This window comes from Allobosea sp. NPDC055332 (genome assembly GCF_053645455.1).
Genome location: NZ_JBSHMO010000002.1, coordinates 659,431 through 676,934, shown reverse-complemented (window position 1 = coordinate 676,934; position 17,504 = coordinate 659,431). Strand labels below are relative to the sequence as shown.

14 protein-coding genes are annotated in these 17,504 nt (G+C 67.4%); 7 read left to right on the top strand and 7 right to left on the bottom strand.

Translation table 11 applies throughout. The features are described from left to right. Window positions 1-7: 7 nt before the first annotated feature. On the top strand, window positions 8-868 hold the full coding sequence (locus ACWIGM_RS11825) for an SDR family oxidoreductase (RefSeq protein WP_454026128.1): 861 nt from the start codon (window positions 8-10) through the stop codon (window positions 866-868). Window positions 869-1,045: 177 nt separating this feature from the next. Here the strand turns inward: ACWIGM_RS11825 and ACWIGM_RS11820 are convergent, their stop codons facing one another. Next, window positions 1,046-3,505, bottom strand: a complete 2,460-nt coding sequence (locus ACWIGM_RS11820) for a methyl-accepting chemotaxis protein (RefSeq protein ID WP_454026127.1) — start codon at window positions 3,503-3,505, stop codon at window positions 1,046-1,048. 258 nt (window positions 3,506-3,763) lie between these two features. On the opposite strand from ACWIGM_RS11820, the gene ACWIGM_RS11815 reads away from it, so the two are divergent. The 3 genes from ACWIGM_RS11815 (at window position 3,764) to ACWIGM_RS11805 (ending at window position 8,126) form a co-directional block, all read left to right on the top strand. Continuing rightward, window positions 3,764-4,753 carry a magnesium transporter CorA family protein gene (locus ACWIGM_RS11815; protein ID WP_454026126.1) on the top strand — a complete coding sequence of 330 codons (990 nt, stop codon included), beginning with the start codon at window positions 3,764-3,766 and terminating at the stop codon, window positions 4,751-4,753. A 38-nt stretch (window positions 4,754-4,791) separates the two neighbouring features. Beyond that, window positions 4,792-6,570, top strand: a complete 1,779-nt coding sequence (locus ACWIGM_RS11810; protein ID WP_454026125.1) for an SLC13 family permease — start codon at window positions 4,792-4,794, stop codon at window positions 6,568-6,570. 188 nt (window positions 6,571-6,758) lie between these two features. Then, entirely contained in the window at window positions 6,759-8,126 is a 1,368-nt protein-coding gene (locus ACWIGM_RS11805; RefSeq protein ID WP_454026124.1) for a dicarboxylate/amino acid:cation symporter, read from the top strand. Window positions 8,127-8,132: 6 nt separating this feature from the next. Here ACWIGM_RS11805 and ACWIGM_RS11800 read toward each other — a convergent pair whose 3' ends face one another. Together ACWIGM_RS11800 and ACWIGM_RS11795 are read right to left on the bottom strand one after the other, a co-directional pair. Beyond that, the gene (locus tag ACWIGM_RS11800) at window positions 8,133-8,705 is read right to left on the bottom strand and encodes an ASCH domain-containing protein (protein WP_454026123.1); all 573 of its coding nucleotides are present in this window, start codon (window positions 8,703-8,705) and stop codon (window positions 8,133-8,135) included. A 4-nt stretch (window positions 8,706-8,709) separates the two neighbouring features. Next, window positions 8,710-9,753: a cysteine synthase A gene (locus ACWIGM_RS11795; RefSeq protein WP_454026122.1), complete on the bottom strand. Its 1,044-nt coding sequence runs from the start codon at window positions 9,751-9,753 to the stop codon at window positions 8,710-8,712. Window positions 9,754-9,833: 80 nt separating this feature from the next. Between ACWIGM_RS11795 and ACWIGM_RS11790 the strand changes: the two genes are divergently transcribed. Both ACWIGM_RS11790 and ACWIGM_RS11785 read left to right on the top strand, forming a co-directional pair. Then, complete coding sequence (locus tag ACWIGM_RS11790; protein WP_454026121.1) at window positions 9,834-11,090, top strand: class I SAM-dependent RNA methyltransferase; 1,257 nt, start codon at window positions 9,834-9,836, stop codon at window positions 11,088-11,090. Between the two features lie 19 nt (window positions 11,091-11,109). Continuing rightward, window positions 11,110-12,516, top strand: a complete 1,407-nt coding sequence (locus tag ACWIGM_RS11785) for an FAD-binding oxidoreductase (RefSeq protein WP_454026120.1) — start codon at window positions 11,110-11,112, stop codon at window positions 12,514-12,516. On the opposite strand, the gene ACWIGM_RS11780 is transcribed toward ACWIGM_RS11785, so the two are convergent. The 3 genes from ACWIGM_RS11780 to ACWIGM_RS11770 all read right to left on the bottom strand — a co-directional run bounded on the left by ACWIGM_RS11780 (window position 12,494) and on the right by ACWIGM_RS11770 (window position 16,158). Continuing rightward, window positions 12,494-13,660 carry an AGE family epimerase/isomerase gene (locus ACWIGM_RS11780; RefSeq protein WP_454026119.1) on the bottom strand — a complete coding sequence of 389 codons (1,167 nt, stop codon included), beginning with the start codon at window positions 13,658-13,660 and terminating at the stop codon, window positions 12,494-12,496. The two genes, ACWIGM_RS11785 and ACWIGM_RS11780, sit on opposite strands and share 23 nt — an antisense overlap. 69 nt (window positions 13,661-13,729) lie before the next feature. Beyond that, the gene (locus ACWIGM_RS11775) at window positions 13,730-15,337 is read right to left on the bottom strand and encodes a gamma-glutamyltransferase family protein (RefSeq protein ID WP_454026118.1); all 1,608 of its coding nucleotides are present in this window, start codon (window positions 15,335-15,337) and stop codon (window positions 13,730-13,732) included. Between the two features lie 62 nt (window positions 15,338-15,399). Further along, window positions 15,400-16,158, bottom strand: a complete 759-nt coding sequence (locus tag ACWIGM_RS11770; RefSeq protein ID WP_454026117.1) for an SOS response-associated peptidase — start codon at window positions 16,156-16,158, stop codon at window positions 15,400-15,402. An 86-nt stretch (window positions 16,159-16,244) separates the two neighbouring features. Here ACWIGM_RS11770 and ACWIGM_RS11765 point away from each other — a divergent pair, with 86 nt between their 5' ends. Further along, complete coding sequence (locus tag ACWIGM_RS11765; protein ID WP_454026116.1) at window positions 16,245-16,730, top strand: hypothetical protein; 486 nt, start codon at window positions 16,245-16,247, stop codon at window positions 16,728-16,730. Here ACWIGM_RS11765 and ACWIGM_RS11760 read toward each other — a convergent pair. After that, window positions 16,727-17,485, bottom strand: a complete 759-nt coding sequence (locus tag ACWIGM_RS11760; protein ID WP_454026115.1) for a TlyA family RNA methyltransferase — start codon at window positions 17,483-17,485, stop codon at window positions 16,727-16,729. The two genes, ACWIGM_RS11765 and ACWIGM_RS11760, sit on opposite strands and share 4 nt — an antisense overlap. Window positions 17,486-17,504: the final 19 nt, after the last annotated feature.

Genomic DNA, 17,504 nt, shown 5'->3' with positions numbered 1-17,504 from the left:
GGACACAATGTCGCTCAAGGGCAAGACGCTCTTCATCACCGGCGGATCGCGCGGCATCGGGCTCGCCATCGCCATCAAGGCGGCGCGCGACGGCGCCAATGTCACCATCGCCGCCAAGACGGCCGAGCCGCACCCCAAGCTCGAAGGCACGATCTACACCGCCGCTGCCGAGATCGAGGCGGCCGGCGGCAAGTGCCTCCCATTGATGGTCGATGTCCGTGACGAGCAGAGCGTCGCCGAGGCGATCGCCAAGACCGCCGAGACCTTCGGCGGCCTCGACATCGTCGTGAACAATGCCAGCGCGATCTCGCTGACCAATACGCAGATGACCGACATGAAGCGCTACGATCTGATGCACCAGATCAACACGCGCGGCACCTTCATGGTCTCGAAATACGCGATCCCGCATCTCGAGAAGGCAGAGAACCCGCATATCCTGATGCTGTCGCCGCCGCTCGACATGAAGATGCGCTGGTTCGCGCCGCACCTGGCCTACACCATGGCGAAATACGGCATGAGCATGTGCGTGCTCGGCCTTGCCGGCGAGCTGGCGCCGAAGGGCATCGCCGTCAATGCGCTCTGGCCGCGCACCACGGTTGCCACTGCTGCGGTGAAGAACCTGCTCGGCGGCGACAAGATGGTGCAGGCGAGCCGGACGCCGGAGATGCTGGCCGACGCCGCCTATATGGTCTTCAACAAGCCATCACGCAGCTTCTCGGGCAACTTCCTGATCGACGACAACTTCATGGCCGGCGAGGGCGTCACCGACTTCACGCCTTATCGCGTCGATCCGTCGGTGCCGCTGATGCCGGACTTCTTCGTGCCTGAGGAGATCAAGCCGCCGCAGGGCGTGAAGGGCGGCGTCTGAGCCCTAGTTCCGCGGATATTACTCGGAACCGCACCGTCATCCTGGACAAGCGGCGAAGCCGCGCAGATCCGGGATCCATCGTAAGGCTCCGGAGCTCTACGATGGATCCCGGGACGCCCTTCGGGCGCCCAGGATGACGATCGTGGTTGCGTGCGAACTCGGCATGCCCTAGCGGGATCAGAACTCCTCCCACTCGCGATCGCGCGCTCCGCCGTTCGCGACCTTGCGGGCGGGCATCGGAGTTGTGGGGGCGGGCTGTGCCTTCCGAGCAGGCGCGCGCGGAGCCGAGCGGGTCTCCGACATTGCGGCCGCGGCGAGGTTGCGCAGGCGCTCCGGCTCGCTGGTCGAGCGCGCCTCGCCGCCCGCGACGCGGAAAGCCGCGACGAGCTGATCCAGGCTGTGGATCTGGTCAGCGAGCGAAGCCGCGGAGGCGGCGCTCTCTTCGGCCAGCGCCGCGTTCGCCTGGGTCATCTCGTCCATATGGGCGACGGTCTGGCTCATCTCGTCGATGCCGTTCGCCTGTTCGCCTGCCGCTGCCGAAATCTCGACGACGGTCGCCGCGACCTGCCGGGAGGCCGTGACGATCTTGTCGAGCACCGTTCCGGCCGAGCGGACCAGCTTGACGCCCTCCTCGATCTCCGTGGTCGAGGACTGGATCAGGGTCGTGATGTCCTTGGAGGCCTCGGCGGAGCGCTGCGCCAGCGTCCGGACCTCCGAGGCGACGACAGCGAAGCCCTTGCCGGCATCGCCAGCGCGTGCGGCTTCCACCGCGGCGTTGAGCGCCAGCAGATTGGTCTGGAAGGCGATGCCGTCGATGACGGAGGTGATGTCGGTGATCTTGCGCGAGGCGGCCTCGATCCGCTCCATCGCCGCGACAGCATCCTGCACGATCATGCCGCCCTGTTGCGCCACGGTCGTGGCCTCGTCGGAGGCCGATGCCGCGACCTTCGAGGAACCGGCACTCGCCTTGACGGAAGCCGCGAGTTCCTCGGTCGTCGCAGCGGTCTCTTCCAGCGAGGCGGCCTGCTCCTCGGTCCGCTTGGCGAGATCGTCGGCGCCTGCCTTGATCTCGCGAGCCGAGGCAGAGACCTGCGAGGTCGTCGCCTGGATGCCGCCGATCGTCTCCGAGAGGCGCTCGACCGTCTCGTTGACCGACTGCTTCAGCTCGGCGAAGCGGCCCTGATAGCTGGTCGCGACCCGGCGGGTCAGATCGCCCTGCGAGACTGATGCCAGGATGTCGGCGAACTCCGTCGTCGCGCCGTCGACCACGGCGTTGATCTGGTTGATGCCGTTGACCAGCTGCTGCATCTGCGCGTCGGCGTTCTCCAGCTGCAGCCTTGCGCTGAAGTCGCCCGCCGCGGCGGCTGCGACGACCGTCCCGACATCGTTGACGACCGCGATCATCGATTCCGTCCGCGCCGCCCGCTCGGCTGCGGCGGCGCGCTCCTGCGCTTCCAGCGCCTGCACGCGCAGCCCGTTCTCCTTGAACACCCGGACGGCGGCGGCCATGCCGCCGATCTCGTCATTGCGGCCACTGTCGATGACTTCAGCCGAGAAGTCGCCCTGTGCCAGCTGCTTCATCGAGGCGGTCAGCGCCGTGATCGGACGCGTCACGCGGCTCTGCACCAGCCAGAGCCCGATCAGCGCCAGCGCGAGCGCGGCCAGGAGCACGAGGCCGTACATGACGAGCGAGCGCATCGCTGCGTCGGCCTTTGCATCGGCGGCATCCGAGACGACATCGATGGCACGGCTCGCCACGGCGCCGACGGTTTCGGAAGCGGCCACGATCTGGTCACGCCACTGATCGGGGTTGATCGACGGCTTGCGCCCTCCGGTCGCATTGGCGACCAGGTCCGCCCGCGTCGCCTTGAAGGTGCCGCCGAAATAGGTGTTCTCGGCGGTGGCGAGCGCCTCCTTCAACGCCTGCGGCGTGTTGGCCTGGCCGATGAGCTGCTTCACCACGCCCCAGGCGAACTCCATGCGCGCATCGTTGACGAGGACGGTATTGCTCTCCTTGGCGTCGAGCGGCCGGTCCTGCGCGACGGCGTTGTTGAGGACGATCGTCGAGGACCCGCTGAGCGAACGCGCCGCCCAGGCCATCGAGCGGATGGTGGTCAGGTTGGCGAAGTTGGCGTCGAGAGCGAGGATGCGCTCCTCGAGAGTCGCCGATGCGGACTCGAGCGCGGTCAGGAACTTGGCGGTCTGGGCCATGCTGGCCCCGGCCAGCTCCTTTTCGCGCGATTCCAGCGGGAGTTTCCAGTTGCCGTCCACTTTTGCCCGCAAAGGCTTGAGGGCGGCGACATGGCCGTCGATCTCTTTCGAGACGGTCGTCGCGACCTCATAGCCGTTCTTCTGGACGATCGCCTGAGCCGTTGCGATCGCATCGTCCAAGCGCTTGCGCCGCGTCAGCACGTCCTCGATCATCCCGCCGTTCTTGTCGGTGGGCATCGTCAGGGCGCTCGCGCCGTTTCCCCGCTCGTAACGCAGGTTCTGCAGCGCCGCGAAATAGGCCTTGTTCAGGTCGGCGAGAGCGGAAACCTCGACCGCCCTGTTGTAGCGCGTCCAGGCCTGCCAGAGCGCTTGCGACGAGAGCGTTACGATCGCCGCGCTGGCCAGACCGAGGACGGCCAGGAGCATGGTCTTGATGCTGAGGTTTTTCGCGGCGTTGAGCATGGCAAACCCGGATGAGCAATTGATCTGTTAAGTGTCTCATCCGGCGATTTATTTTATGCTAACCACGCGCTTTGTCCCGGGTAGCGCCTGCCGGGGGCGAGCCAATACTGCGCCGGAGGCTACCATCGCCATGGTCGCGTCATCGGTTTGACACTGCCGAACGTTTGGAGTTGGTGCAGTGCAAATCCGCGCCTTGCGGCGCCCGACTCCGGATAACCGGCCATGCTCCTGATCCACGGCATCTGCCAGACGCACGGCGACAAGCTCGCGCATCGCACCCTGGCCGTCGAGGAGGAGATCCCGCCAGGCTCGATCTGGATCGACCTGCTTAATCCGACCGCAGCCGAGGACGCCAAGGTCGAGCAACATCTCGGCATCTCGATCCCGACCAAGGAGGAGATGCACGATCTCGAGCCCTCCGAGACGATCTATGCCGAGGATGGCGCGCACTACATGACGCTGCGCGTCATCTGTCAGTCGGACACCAACGTTCCCCGGCTCGCCGACGTCACCTTCATCCTGACCGAGAAGGCGCTGGTCACGGTGCGTTATGACGAGCCGGGCGCCTTCAACATCTTCCTCAACCGCGTCACCAAGCCCGGTGGTTGCGAGCTCGAGCCCGCCGGCGTGATCGAGGGACTGATCGAGGCGATCGTCGACCGGGCCGCCGAGGTGCTGCGCGGCGTCGGCGACCGCATCGACCTGCGCTCACGCCAGATATTCGATGGCAACAGCGCCAGCGTCGAGCAGGGGCGCGTCTATCAGGCGGTGGTCCGCAAGATCGGTCAGTACGAGCACATCATCTCGAATGTGCGCGAGAGCATGGTCTCGGTCGAGCGGGTGCTGCTTTACCTCTCGGCCAATTTCAAGCGCACCAAGAAGGCGGCGAGCGGCTTCACCCCGGAGTGGCGCGCCGCGATCCGCGACGTCCAGGCGATCGAGGAGCACGCCACCTTCCTGTCGAACAAGCTCCAGTTCATGCTGAACGCGACGCTCGGCCTGGTCAGCATCGAGCAGAACAAGATCATCAAGCTGTTCTCGGTCGTCGCGGTGGTGTTCATGCCGCCGACGCTGGTCGCCTCGATCTACGGCATGAACTTCGAGAAGATGCCGGAGTTGAAATGGCAGCTCGGCTATCCGATGTCGCTCGGTATCATGGTGGTCGCGGCGATCCTGCCCTATCTGTTCTTCCGCTGGAAGAAGTGGCTCTGACCCTGCCGGGGCGGCGCTCTTTCCTATAGCTTGCCCGGATGACGCTGCCGCAGATTCTCTCCTGTTCCCTGGTCGCCGCGATGATGGCGGCCTTCGTCTGGGGCAAGCTGCGCTACGACGTGATCGCGCTTCTGGCCCTGCTCGCCGGCGTCGCGCTTGGCGTCGTGCCGGCCAAGGAGGCCTTCAAGGGCTTCTCCGACGACATCGTCATCATCGTCGCCAGCGCGCTGATCGTCAGCGCCGCGGTGGCGCGCTCGGGGCTGGTCGAGACCGCGCTCGCCCGTATCTCCCCGGCGCTGCGCTCGACGCAGGCGCAGGTCGCGCTCCTCGTCTTCGTCGTCGCCGCCATGTCGGCGATCATCAAGAATATCGGCGCGCTCGCGATGATGCTGCCGATCGCCTACCAGCTCGCCCGCAAGGACGGGAAATCGCCCTCGGTCTTCCTGATGCCGATGGCCTTCGCCTCGCTGCTCGGCGGCATAGTCACGCTGGTCGGCACCTCGCCCAACGTCATCGTCGCGCGTGTCAGGCAGGAGCTCGGCGGCGAACCTTTCGCAATGTTCGATTTCACCCCGGTCGGCATCGGCATCGCGCTCGCCGGCTGCGCCTTCCTCAGCGTGGCCTACCGTTTGCTGCCGAAGGACCGCCAGGGTTCGCGCTCGCTCGACCAGGCCGTCGACATCAAGGATTACGTCACCGAGGCGCGCCTTCCCGAGAAGGGATCGCTCACCGGCAAGACGGTCGCCGATCTCAGGAAGCCGGGCGATGGCGAGGTCGAGGTCGTGGCGATCCTGCGCGATGGCGAGCGCCGACGGGCGCCGCTGCCCGATGCCAGCCTGCGCGCCGGCGACATCCTGCTTCTGCGCGGCGAGCCCAAGGCGCTGGAGCGCGTCATCGCCGCGGGCGAACTCGAGCTGACCGGCCAGCATCGATCGACACAGCGCGAGGGCTCGCTCGACCCGGCTCGCACCGGCGAGGCGATCGTCACGCAGGGCTCGCTGCTCGACGGTCTCAGTGCCGCCGAGATCGACCTGCACGCCCGCTTTCATATCAACCTGCTCGGCATCAGCCGCGCCGGCGAGCGCTTCACCGAGCGCCTGCGCGATATCCGCTTGCGTGCCGGCGACGTCGTCCTGCTGCAGGGCGACGAGGATCTGCTGCCGGAGCGCCTGCGCGAGCTCGGCCTGCTGCCTTTGGCGGCGCGCAGCCTCGCTTTGGGCAGCACGCGCCGCCGCTTCGTCACCGGAACGATCGTTGCCGCGACAGTCGCTGTCGTCGCGCTGGGGCTGCTGCCGGTGGCGATCGCCTTCTTCGCCGCTGCCGTGCTTCTGCTGGTGACCCGCGCCCTGACGCTGCGCGATGCCTACGACTCGGTCGAGGCGCCGATCCTGATCATGCTGGCGGCGCTGATCCCGGTCAGCGACAGCCTGCGCGTCACCGGCGCGACTGATGTCTTCGCCGGCTTGCTGGCGCAGGTTGGCGCCGGCCTGCCGGGCTGGGGCGCAGTCGGACTGATGCTCGTCGCCGCCATGGCGGTGACGCCTTTCCTCAACAACGCCGCGACCGTGCTGGTAATGGCGCCGATCGGCGCAGGCTTTGCCAAGACGCTCGGCTATAATCCCGACGCCTTCCTGATGGCGGTCGCGATCGGAGCGGCCTGCGACTTCCTCACCCCGATCGGCCACCAGTGCAACACGCTGGTGATGGGGCCGGGCGGCTATCGCTTCGGCGACTACGCCAGGCTCGGCGCGCCATTGTCGGTGCTGGTGATCCTGCTCGCCGTGCCGCTGATCCTGTTCGTCTGGCCGCTGCGCTGAACGGCGGCATTTGCGGATATCGAAACAGGCCTGGAGAAGATAATTCTCTTCGGATCGTTTCCATGGAGAACGGTCCTGCTGCTCGGATGGCGCAAAATGGACGTGTTTGGCTTCCCGCAAGTTGCTGCCGTGCTTATATAAACGGCAGATAGCTTCAGCCGCAGTGCGGCGATTGACGAGTTCCCATCATGACCACAGTGGCGTCCCGAGCCGGCGCGGCGACCGCCGGCGCAAAGCCATTTTACGCGAACTTCGGCTTCCAGGTTCTGGCAGCCATGGTGATCGGGCTCGTGCTCGGCTGGGTCGCGCGCAATATCGGCCCGGATGCAGCCGGACAGCCGAACGCGTTGACGACGACGCTCGCGACCACCGGCTCGATCTTCGTGCAGCTGCTGCAGGCGCTGGTGCCGCCGTTGATCTTCACGGCGATCGTCGCTTCGATCAGCAATCTCCGGCAGCTCTCCAATGCGGCCGCGCTGGTCTGGCAGACATTGCTCTGGTTCGCGCTCACCGCCTTCATCGCCGTGCTGATCGGCATCGCGCTCGGCCTGATCATCCAGCCTGGCATCAATTCCGGCGCGATCGCCGCCAGTGCCAAGGCTCCGGGCTCGGTCGGTTCCTGGCTCGACTTCCTGAAGGGCCTCGTCCCAGCCAACATGCTCGGCCTGCAGGCCTCGACCCGGATCGACGGCGGCGCAGCGACTACCCGGCTCGGCTTCAACGTGCTGCAGCTGCTGGTCATCTCGATCGTGGTCGGCGTCGCTGCGCTGAAGGTCGGCGAGCGCGCCAATGCCTTCCTGTCCTTCAACGAGTCGCTGCTGGCGATCACGCGCAAGATCCTGTGGTGGGTGATCCGGCTGACGCCGATCGGCACGATCGGCCTGCTCGGCAATGCCGTGGCGCAATATGGCTGGCAGACCCTGCAGCAGCTCTCCTGGTACGCCTTCGCGATCTATCTCGGCCTCGCCATCGTGCTGCTGATCGTCTACCCGGTCCTGCTCATCCTGCACGGGCTCTCGCCGCTGCGCTTCTTCGCGGGTGCCTGGCCGGCGATCCAGCTCGCCTTCGTCTCGCGCTCCTCGGTCGGCACCTTGCCGGTCACCGAGGCCGTGACCGAGAAGAGCCTCGGCGTGCCCCGCGAATACGCCGCCTTTGCCGTGCCGCTCGGCGCCACCACCAAGATGGATGGTTGCGCCGCGATCTATCCGGCCATCTCGGCGATCTTCGTCGCGCAGTTCTACGGTGTCCCGCTCGGCATCCAGGAATATGTGCTGATCGCCTTCGTCTCGGTGATCGGCTCGGCCGCGACTGCCGGCCTGACCGGCGCGACGGTGATGCTGACGCTGACCTTGTCGACGCTCGGCCTGCCGCTCGCCGGCGTTGGCCTGCTTCTGGCGATCGACCCGATCCTCGACATGGGCCGCACCGCCGTGAACGTCGCCGGCCAGGCGCTGGTGCCGACCATCGTCGCCAAGCGGCAGGGCATGCTCGACCAGGCGCAGTACGATCGCGCCGGCGACATCGAGGCCATCGACGCCGGCGCGCAGACGGCCTGAGGCGGATCAGCGCGGCGGGAGCTTCGCCAGCAGGGCCTTGCCGCGAGGCGACAGCCTGTAGCCGATTTCAAGGCTCTCGGTGAGACCGAGGGCCTTGAGCTTGCGCACATCCTGCTTGAACGGGAGCATTCCGCGCCCGAGCAGCTCGGCGAGTTCGGCAGCGCGTCGCCCCGGATGTGCTGCGATCAGCTCGAGCGTGGCGCGCGTCCAGGGCTGGCGGGCGTCGAGCCGGTCGAGGCGCCCGACCAGCTCCTGCATGTCAGCGTCGGTCAGGCTATCCGCTCCCCGCAGAGCTTCGCGCGGATCCGGGCCGATCAAGCGAATGCGAATGCGGTAGAGGTCGCCTTCATGTCCGGCCAGCGCAGCGAGTGCATCTTCCCGCGAATTGAAGCCCGTCGCCTTTGCGGTGGTGCTGTCGATCTCAGCCTCGGATATGGGTTCGACCGCGTCGATGGCGAGCTGGCCGATCGCCGTCAGCAGCGTGCCGCCGCTCTTGACGCTCGGCCGGCGCCAACGGCGCAGGATGATGGTGATGTTGCCCTCGGCGATGCCCTGAAGCGTGCGCCGGTCGAGCAGCACGAGATCAGGCCATCACCTTGGCGAGCACGTCCTTGAGCCCGCCATCGCGCTCCAGCCAGCCGGGCACCGGCAAATTCTTCGAGCGCAGGAATTCCGGATTGAACAGCTTCGACTGATAGCGCGTGCCGTAATCGCAAAGGATGGTCACGATGGTGTGGCCGGGGCCCATCTCCTTCGCCAGCCGGATCGCGCCGGCGACGTTGATGCCGGAGGAGCCGCCGAGGCAGAGGCCCTCTTCCTCCAGCAGCTGGAAGCAGAGCGGGATCGCTTCCTCGTCCGGGATCTGGAAGGCGACATCGATCGGCGCGCCCTCGATATTCTTGGTGATTCGGCCCTGGCCGATTCCCTCGGTGATCGAGGAGCCCTCGGCCTTGAGTTCGCCGGTGGTGTAATAGGCGTAGAGAGCCGCGCCCATCGGATCGGCGAGGGCGATGCGGATCTTGGGGTTGAAACCCTTCAGCGCGATCGCGACGCCGGCCAATGTGCCGCCGGTGCCGACGGCGCTGACGAAGCCGTCGACCTTGCCGTCGGTCTGCTGCCAGATTTCCGGGCCGGTCGTTTCGATATGGCCCTGGCGGTTGGCGACATTGTCGAACTGGTTGGCCCAGATCGCGCCGTTGGCTTCAGTCTTCGCCAGCTCCTCGGCAAGGCGGCCGGAGACCTTCACATAGTTGTTCGGGTTGACGTAGCCGACGGCTGGAACCTCGACCAGGGTCGCGCCGGCGAGCCGCAGCATGTCCTTCTTTTCCTGGCTCTGCGTCTCCGGGATGACAATCACAGAGCGATACCCCAGCGCATTGCCGACCAGCGCGAGGCCAATGCCGGTATTGCCGGCCGTGCCCTCGACGATGACGCCGCCGGGGCGTAGCGCGCTGCTCTTCTCGGCATCGCGGATGATGGCGAGCGCGGCCCGATCCTTGACCGACTGGCCGGGATTCATGAACTCGGCCTTGCCGAGGATCTCGCAGCCGGTTTCCTGCGAGGCACGCTTCAATTTGATCAGGGGGGTGTTGCCGATCGCTTCGACGACGCCGTTGCGGATAGTCATGTCAGGCAACTCCAGCCATTTCCCTGTCGCTCGGCACCTGATAGGCCAAACCCGCAATCACGTCACGAGCCCAGCACCCCATGTCCGCCCTCGCCATGAATGAAACGCTCACGATCGCGCGGCTCGGCCAGCGCGGCGACGGCGTCGCTGAGACGGCGGGTGGTCAGGTCTTCGTGCCGCTCGCCTTGCCGGGCGAGAGCGTGCGCGCCGTGCGCGACGGCGACCGGGCGCAGATCGTGGAGATCCTGACGCCCTCTACCTCTCGCATCGCCGCGATCTGCCCGCTCTTCACCCGCTGCGGCGGCTGCGCCGCGCAGCATATGGGCGAGGACCTCTATGCCGAATGGAAGCGCCAGCAGGTGGTGACGGCGCTGTCCCGCGCCGGGCTGGAAACGGAGGTCGCACCGCTGGTCGATGCCCATGGCGAGGGCCGCCGGCGCGTCACCTTCCATGCCCGCCGCGACGAGAGCGGCATGCGCGTCGGCTTCATGGCGGCACGCACCCACGATCTGATCGAGGTCGAGGCTTGCCCCGTGCTGGCGCCGGGACTGGCCCGGGCACCGGTCGTGGCGCAGCTCCTCGCCAACCGCCTGCGCGCCTCGAACAAGCCGCTCGATATTCAGTTGACTGCTTCTGAAGCCGGGCTCGATGTCGACATTCGCGGTCATGGCCCAGCCGGGGACAGCCTGCGCCGACAGCTGACCGAGGCGGCCGAGCGGCTCGACCTCGCTCGCCTCTCCATGCATGGCGAGGTCATCGTCGAGCGGCGCGCGCCCTTTCAGCTGATGGGCAAGGCGGCGGTGACGCCGGCGCCCGGCGGCTTCCTGCAGGCGACGGCCGAGGGCGAGGCGACACTGTCGCGCCTCGTGCTCGAGGCGACCCCGAAGGCGAAGCGCATCGCCGATCTCTTCGCCGGCTGCGGCCCGTTCAGCGCCCGGCTCGCCGAGAAGGCGCAGGTTTCGGCTTTCGAGAGCGACAAGGCGGCGATCCAGGCGCTGAGCCGGGCCGCCAACCATACGCAGGGGCTGAAGCCGGTCGCGGTCGAGGCGCGCGACCTCTTCCGCCGGCCGCTGCTGGAGCATGAGCTCAACGGCTTCGACGCCGTCGTGCTCGACCCGCCGCGCGCCGGTGCGGAGGCGCAGGTCAAACGGCTTGCGGCGTCGAAGGTCCCGCTGGTGGCCTATGTCTCCTGCGATGTCGGCAGCTTCGCCCGCGATGCGGCGCTTTTGGTCGCAGGCGGCTATGCGCTTGAGCGCGTGACGCCGGTCGACCAGTTCCGCTATTCCGCCCATATCGAACTCGTCGGCGTCTTCCGAAAGAGCGCCGGCCGCAAATGATCAGGTTTCCGGAGGCAGGATGAGCGCGTCCGTTATCGAAGCTCTGGCCGGCATCGTCGGCGCAAAGAACGTCATCACCGACGCCGATGCGATGGTGCCCTATCTCAAGGAGCCCCGCGGCCTGTTCAAGGGCAAGGCGCAGGCCGTGGTGCGGCCGGGCTCGGTCGCCGAGGTCTCGGCCGTGATGAAGTGGGCGAGCGAGACCGGCGCGACGGTGGTGCCGCAAGGCGGCAATACCGGCATGGTCGGCGGCCAGGTCCCGGTCGCCGAGGGCCGTGAGATCATCCTGTCGCTGCAACGGCTCGACAGGATCCGCTCGGTCGATGCCGATGGTGACACCATGACCGTCGAGGCCGGTGTCATCCTGCAGAGGGCGCAGGAAGCGGCCGAGGCCGCCGGGCGGCTCTTCCCGCTCTCGCTCGCCTCGGAAGGCTCCTGCACGGTCGGCGGGAATCTCTCCGCCAATGCCGGCGGCACGGCGGTGATCGCCTATGGCAATGCCCGCGAGCTCTGCCTCGGCCTCGAAGTGGTCCTCGCCGACGGCCGCGTCTGGAACGGCCTGCGCCAGCTGCGCAAGGACAACACCGGCTACGACCTCAAGAACCTCTTCATCGGCTCGGAAGGCACGCTCGGCATCATCACCGCCGCGGTGCTGAAGCTCTTCCCGCTGCCCGCGGCGCGCGCCACCGCCTTCCTCGCCGTGCCTGATCCGGAAGCCGCGCTCGCGCTGCTCAACAAGGCCAAGGCCAGCGCCGGCGGCACGCTCACCACCTTCGAGATCATGCCGCGGATCGGCCTCGACTTCGTCGTCCGCCATGCCAACGGCGCGCGCGACCCGCTGTCGGAGCCGTCACCCTGGTATGTGCTGATGGAGGTCTGCGCCCAGGCCGAAACCGGGCTCAGCGAGGCGGTCGAAGCCTTCCTCGGCGAAGCCTTGGAGGAGGGGCTCGTCACCGATGCCGTGCTCGCCGGCTCGCTTGGCCAGCGCGCCGATCTCTGGAAGCTGCGCGAGATGCTCTCGGAGGTGCAAACCCATGAGGGCGGCTCGATCAAGCACGACGTCTCAGTGCCGCTCCAGGCGACGCCCGAGTTCCTGAAGCGTGCCATTGCCGCGGTCGAGGCGCTGGTACCGGGCTGCCGGCCGGTGCCCTTCGGCCATCTCGGCGACGGCAACATCCATTTCAACGTCAGCCAGCCGGTCGGCGCCGACAAGGCCGCCTATCTCGCCGGCTGGAGTGCGATGAACGAGGCGGTGCACGCCATCGTCACCGAGCTCAAGGGTTCGATCTCGGCCGAGCACGGCATCGGCCGCCTGAAGCGCTCGCTGCTGCCGGGCGTCAAGGATCCGGTCGAGCTCGATCTGATGCGGACGATCAAGGTAGCGCTCGATCCCAAGGGCGTGCTCAATCCCGGCTCGGTGCTGTAGCGGGCGAGGGTCGTTGGAAGGCCGCGTCGCCCTCGGTGACGCGGCAGACTTCGGCGAGTGCCAGCACGAGGTGATAGAGCACGCGGACCGGTACCCGCTCGCTGATCGGCCTTCCCTCGTCGTCGAGCTGGTTGACCCAGATCCCGCTCTTGGCGTCGACGAAGTGCCGGAACATCAGGCGCAGATGCCGATCAAGCAGTGCTGCGGCATTTGTATCGCCCTCGAATTCGATCCGTGCGACCAGCGCCTTCAGGTATTCGGTCTGCGGCCAGAGCAGCGCAGCGCCGTTCAGCACACGCTCGGTCGGGTCGACCTCGTTCACGACGAGCCGCAATGAATTGGCGGAGGCGTCGACCTGACGCTGCCCGAACGCATGGAGCTTGCGGGCCGTCTCGCGAGCCTCGCTCGAACCGGTCAGCCGCTCGTGGTGATAGAGCAGCCAGGTCCATTCGAAATGATGGCCTGGCTCGCGGATCAGCCCGCGCGGGCCGGGAAAGGCCGCCCAGTCCTCGCTGAAGAACTCGCCGAGCGTGCCATTGGTATCCAGCATCCGCTCCCGCATCAGCCGCACGAGCCTGTCGGCCATCGCCAGCCAGCGCGGATCGGGTGAGACCGCCGCGAGGGCGTGGCAGGCCTCGAGCAGGTGCATATGCGGATTCTGCCGCCGCGGCTGGGTGCCCAGCGTATCCTCGCGAAAGCCGCCGGCCGGATGGGCCAGCTCGCCGTCGAGAAAATCCATCACCTCGCCGGCGATTGCCAGCACCTCCGTCTCGCCGGTTGCCTTCGCGAACCAGCCGAGCGCGAACAGCACGAAGGCGAGATCGTAGAAGTCGGTCTTGCCGTCGACGGCCTCGCCATGCGCCGCGCAGGAATGGACGAAACGCCCATCGGCGCCCCGGCAGACGCTGGTCAGGAAGGCGAGGCCGTGGCGCGCGGCGGCAAGCGCCCCTGGGACCCCGAGCAGATGCGCGTGGCTGAAGACATAGGTCAGTCGGGCGGTGACCAGCGTCGTGCGCAGCTCACTGGCCTCGGGCGTTCCATCCGGCCCGAGATATTCGACGAAACCGGGCCGGGCCGGGTCGAAGGCGCGGGCGATCCAGCCCGGCAGCAATGTGCCCGTAAGCCAGGCATGCAGATCATCCACGGCTGTGCTCAAAATGCTTCCATCCTTGGCGCCGCCAACGAAGCCTGCTCGATCCAGCGCTGTGGCCGCTCACGGCGTCGCGACATAGCCGTCGCGGCGCGGATCGCAGGCGCCGGTGAGCCGCCCGGTCGACGGATCGCGCGACACCGCTTGCATGCCGCCGACGCGCATCGTCCAGCCGCTGTCATTGGCGAAGATGCCGTGCCCGCGCTCGGCCAGCGCCGCGATGGTCTCCGTGGGAAGCCGGTTCTCGACTTCGACCTCGCGGCCATCCCAGAGCCGGGCGCGCGGCGCCTCGATCGCGTGCTGCAGCGGCAGTCCGAAATCGACATGCTGGACCATGGCCTGAATCTGCGTCTGCATGATGCCGTAGCTGCCGGGCGTGCCGAGCGCGAGCACCGGCGCGCCGTCCTTGGTCGAGAGCGTCGGCGACATGCACATCGGCAGTTCCGAGCCGGGCATCGAGCGGTTCGGGCTGCCGGGCTGGACGTCGGCCCAATAGAGGAAGTTGTTGAGGCAAAGCCCGGTACCCGGCACCACGACGCCGCTGCCGAACGGGCTGCCAATGCTCTGCGTCACGCAGATCAGATTGCCGTCGCGGTCGGCGATCGAGAAGGAGGTGGTGTGGCCGGGGTCCTCGCCCGCCGGCGCCTGCGGCATCCATTGCTCGGTGGGGCCGTCGATCGGCTTGCCGTCTCGGACCCGCGCCCGCAGCCGCTCGACGAAGGCGTCGGACAGGATCTCTGTGAGCTTCTCGGGCCTGGGGTTGTTGTGGGCGATCCGGACGCCGGCAGCGAGGCGGATGGCGCGATAGACGATGTCGAGATGCTCGGTGCCGTTGCGTTCGAGCTTGCCGAGGTCGAAGCCGTCGAGGATGCGCAGGGTCAACAGGAACTGGAAGCCTTCGCAGGCCGGCGGCGGCACATGCACCTGCCGGCCGCGATAGGCGGCGGCGAGCGGCTCGCGCCATCCCGGGGCGATCCTGGCGAGGTCGGCCATGGTCAGCGTGCCGCCTTGCGCCTTGAGATGGTTGGTGATCGTCTCGCCGAGCGCGCCCTGATAGAGATGGCCCGGTCCCTTGGCGGCGATGTCGCGCAGGGTCGCCGCCAGCTCGGGCTGGCGCAGGATCTGCCCGAGCGCGACGCTCGTTGCACCATCGCGCAGGTAGTTCCGAGCCCAATGCTCATAGAGCTCCGGCCGCTCGCGCAGCAGCGGCGCCTGCTCGTTGAACTCGATCACGCCGAACTCGGCGATCGGGAAGCCATCCTGCGCGAGCGCGATCGCCGGCGCGAAGATCTGCTCCAGCGAGAGCCGGCCATAAGCGCGGTTGAGCTCGCACCAGCCGGCGAGATTGCCGGGCGGAGCGACGGCGAGCGCCCCGCGCTCCAGCTCGGAACGCTGCGTGAAGCGTTCGAACGGGAAGCTTTCCGGCACGGGCGGCACGAAATCGAGCACGCGCACGCGCTTCTCGGCTGCGACCCACATGATCGCTGAGCCCATGCCGGCAAGGCTCGACATGAACGGCTCGACCACGTTGAGCGCGGAGGCGACTGCGCCGACCGCGTCGAAGACATTGCCGCCCTGGCTGAGGATGCGGGCGCCGGCCTGTGCCGCCAGTGGATGCGCGGCGGCGACCATGCCGTGCAGGGAGCTCATCGTCGGGCGGCGGCCATCCATCTCGTGCGTTCCCTCTGTTGGTCTCGTTTGGGACCAGAGTAAGCGCGCCGCGGTAGACTGCGCTAGAACAGGCTGCCCTGTGCATCGTCGGGGCCGCCCCGACGGGAACGCATGGCGGGCTTGGGAGCGGGGGCCGGCTCCGAAGCCGGATCGAACGGCTCCTGTACCTCCGGCCCGTCATTGGCGACCTTGTTCACGCCAGCGCCGAGCCGGAACATCTCGAAGAGATCGTCGGGCGGTGGCCGCATCAGGCTCTGCACGGTCGCAGGCTCCGCCGCAGGATCGAGCCAGGCGTCGAAAGCCTCGGGCGGCACGATGACAGGCGAGCGGTGATGGATCGCCGCCATCTGCCCGTTCGCCGGACCGGTGACGATCGCGACCGTGTCGATCTCGGAGCCATCGGGGCTGTGCCAGGTCTCCCACAGGGCCGCGAAGGCGAAGAAGTCCTGATCCGGCTTGCGGAAGAGATAGGGCCTGTTCTCCTGCTGGCGGCCCTCGCCGAGGCGGTGCCATTCGTAGAAGCCGTCGGCCGGCATCAGGCAACGCCTTCGGGTGAGGGCGGCTCGGAAGGAGGGCTTCTCGCTGGCGCTCTCGCTGCGGACATTGATGACCAAAGGGTAGTCCTTGGGATCCTTGACCCAGCCCGGGATGAAGCCCCAGCGCATCAGGATGAACTGGCGTCGGCCCTCGTCGAGGCACACCACCGGCACCGGCTGCGTCGGCGCGATATTGTAGCGCGGCGGGAAATTCGGCTGCTCGCGATAGGCGAAGGCTTCGCGCATCGCCTCAGGCGGCAAGGTAATGGCATAGCGACCACACATCTTCTGATCACTTTCGCCTTATCGTGACCGGATCAAGACTTTGTTTGCGGTTGGCACAGCATAGTCGCGGCGCTTCGGGGCCCTTCATGTCTGCTTCCGCGACCGAGACATCACCGACCGCGGCGGACTGGACAGCTCCGCAGCTTTCGACCGACTACCTCAACCGGCACAGCGAGGCGCTGATGCTGCTGGAGATGGTGCCGGTCGACCGCGAGATCGTCGGCGACCTCAAGGCTTGGCGCGCCGTCGGCTATTTCGAGCATTTCGCGAGCTCGCCGTTGCGCTGCGCCGGAGAGGCGATGGCTGCCTATCGCGGACTCGGCCAGCGCGAAGCCCAGAGCTTCGATGCACTCTGCACTGCCATGGACCGCCTGATCTATACGGCAACGGCCTTGCTCGAGGAGATGCCGGCGGAGGAGGATCCGGGGCTGATCGTCGATGTCGCCAGCCTGTCGCTACGCCGTCTGATCGCCCGTGCCACTGCCTTCATCAATGCCAACGGCCAGGGCGAGGCGGCCTATATCGATCCAAATGCGGTACAGGCCGATATCGACGCCGTGATGGCGAGTTAGGCCGTTCGCTCGCTGCCGAGCAGGAACTCGCGGTTGCCGTCGCCGCCCTCGATCGGCGAGGGGATCAGCCCGCTGACGACGAAGCCGAGGCCGGTGGCCGCCTCCGCGATCTCTGCGCAGATCCGCTGCTGCAGCGCTTCGTCGCGCAGCACGCCCTTCTTCAGTGCCGAACGCTTCGTCTCGAATTGCGGCTTCACCAGCGCGACCAGCCGGGCTTTGGGAGCCAGCCGCTCCGCTACCGCCGGCAGCACCAGCTTCAGCGAGATGAAGCTGACATCGATCACGGCGAGCGCCGGCGCCTCAGCGAACAGGCCGGAATCGAGCGTACGGATGTCCTGGCTCTCCAGGCTGGTCAGGCGCGGATGGCCACACAGGCTGTCATGCAACTGCGCCTGACCGACATCGATGGCGTAGACATGCGCCGCCCCCCGCCGGAGCAGGACGTCGCTGAAGCCACCGGTCGAGGCGCCGACATCGAGGCAGGTCAGCCCGGCTGGATCGAAGCCGAAGGCGTCGAGCGCTGCGGCGAGCTTCACCCCACCGCGCGAGACGTAAGGATGCGCCGCCTCCGCCTCGATAGACGCCGTGTCGGGAACCGTTTCCGAGGCCTTGCGCAGCACGACGCCGTCGGCGCGGACGAGGCCGGCGGCGATGGCGGCCTGTGCCCGTGCCCGGCTCTCGAACAGGCCGCGCTCGACCAGCAGCAGGTCGGCCCTAGAGCGGGGTGCGGAAAAGTGGGAACCGGTTTTTCGCATCAGCCCCGCTCTAAACGTT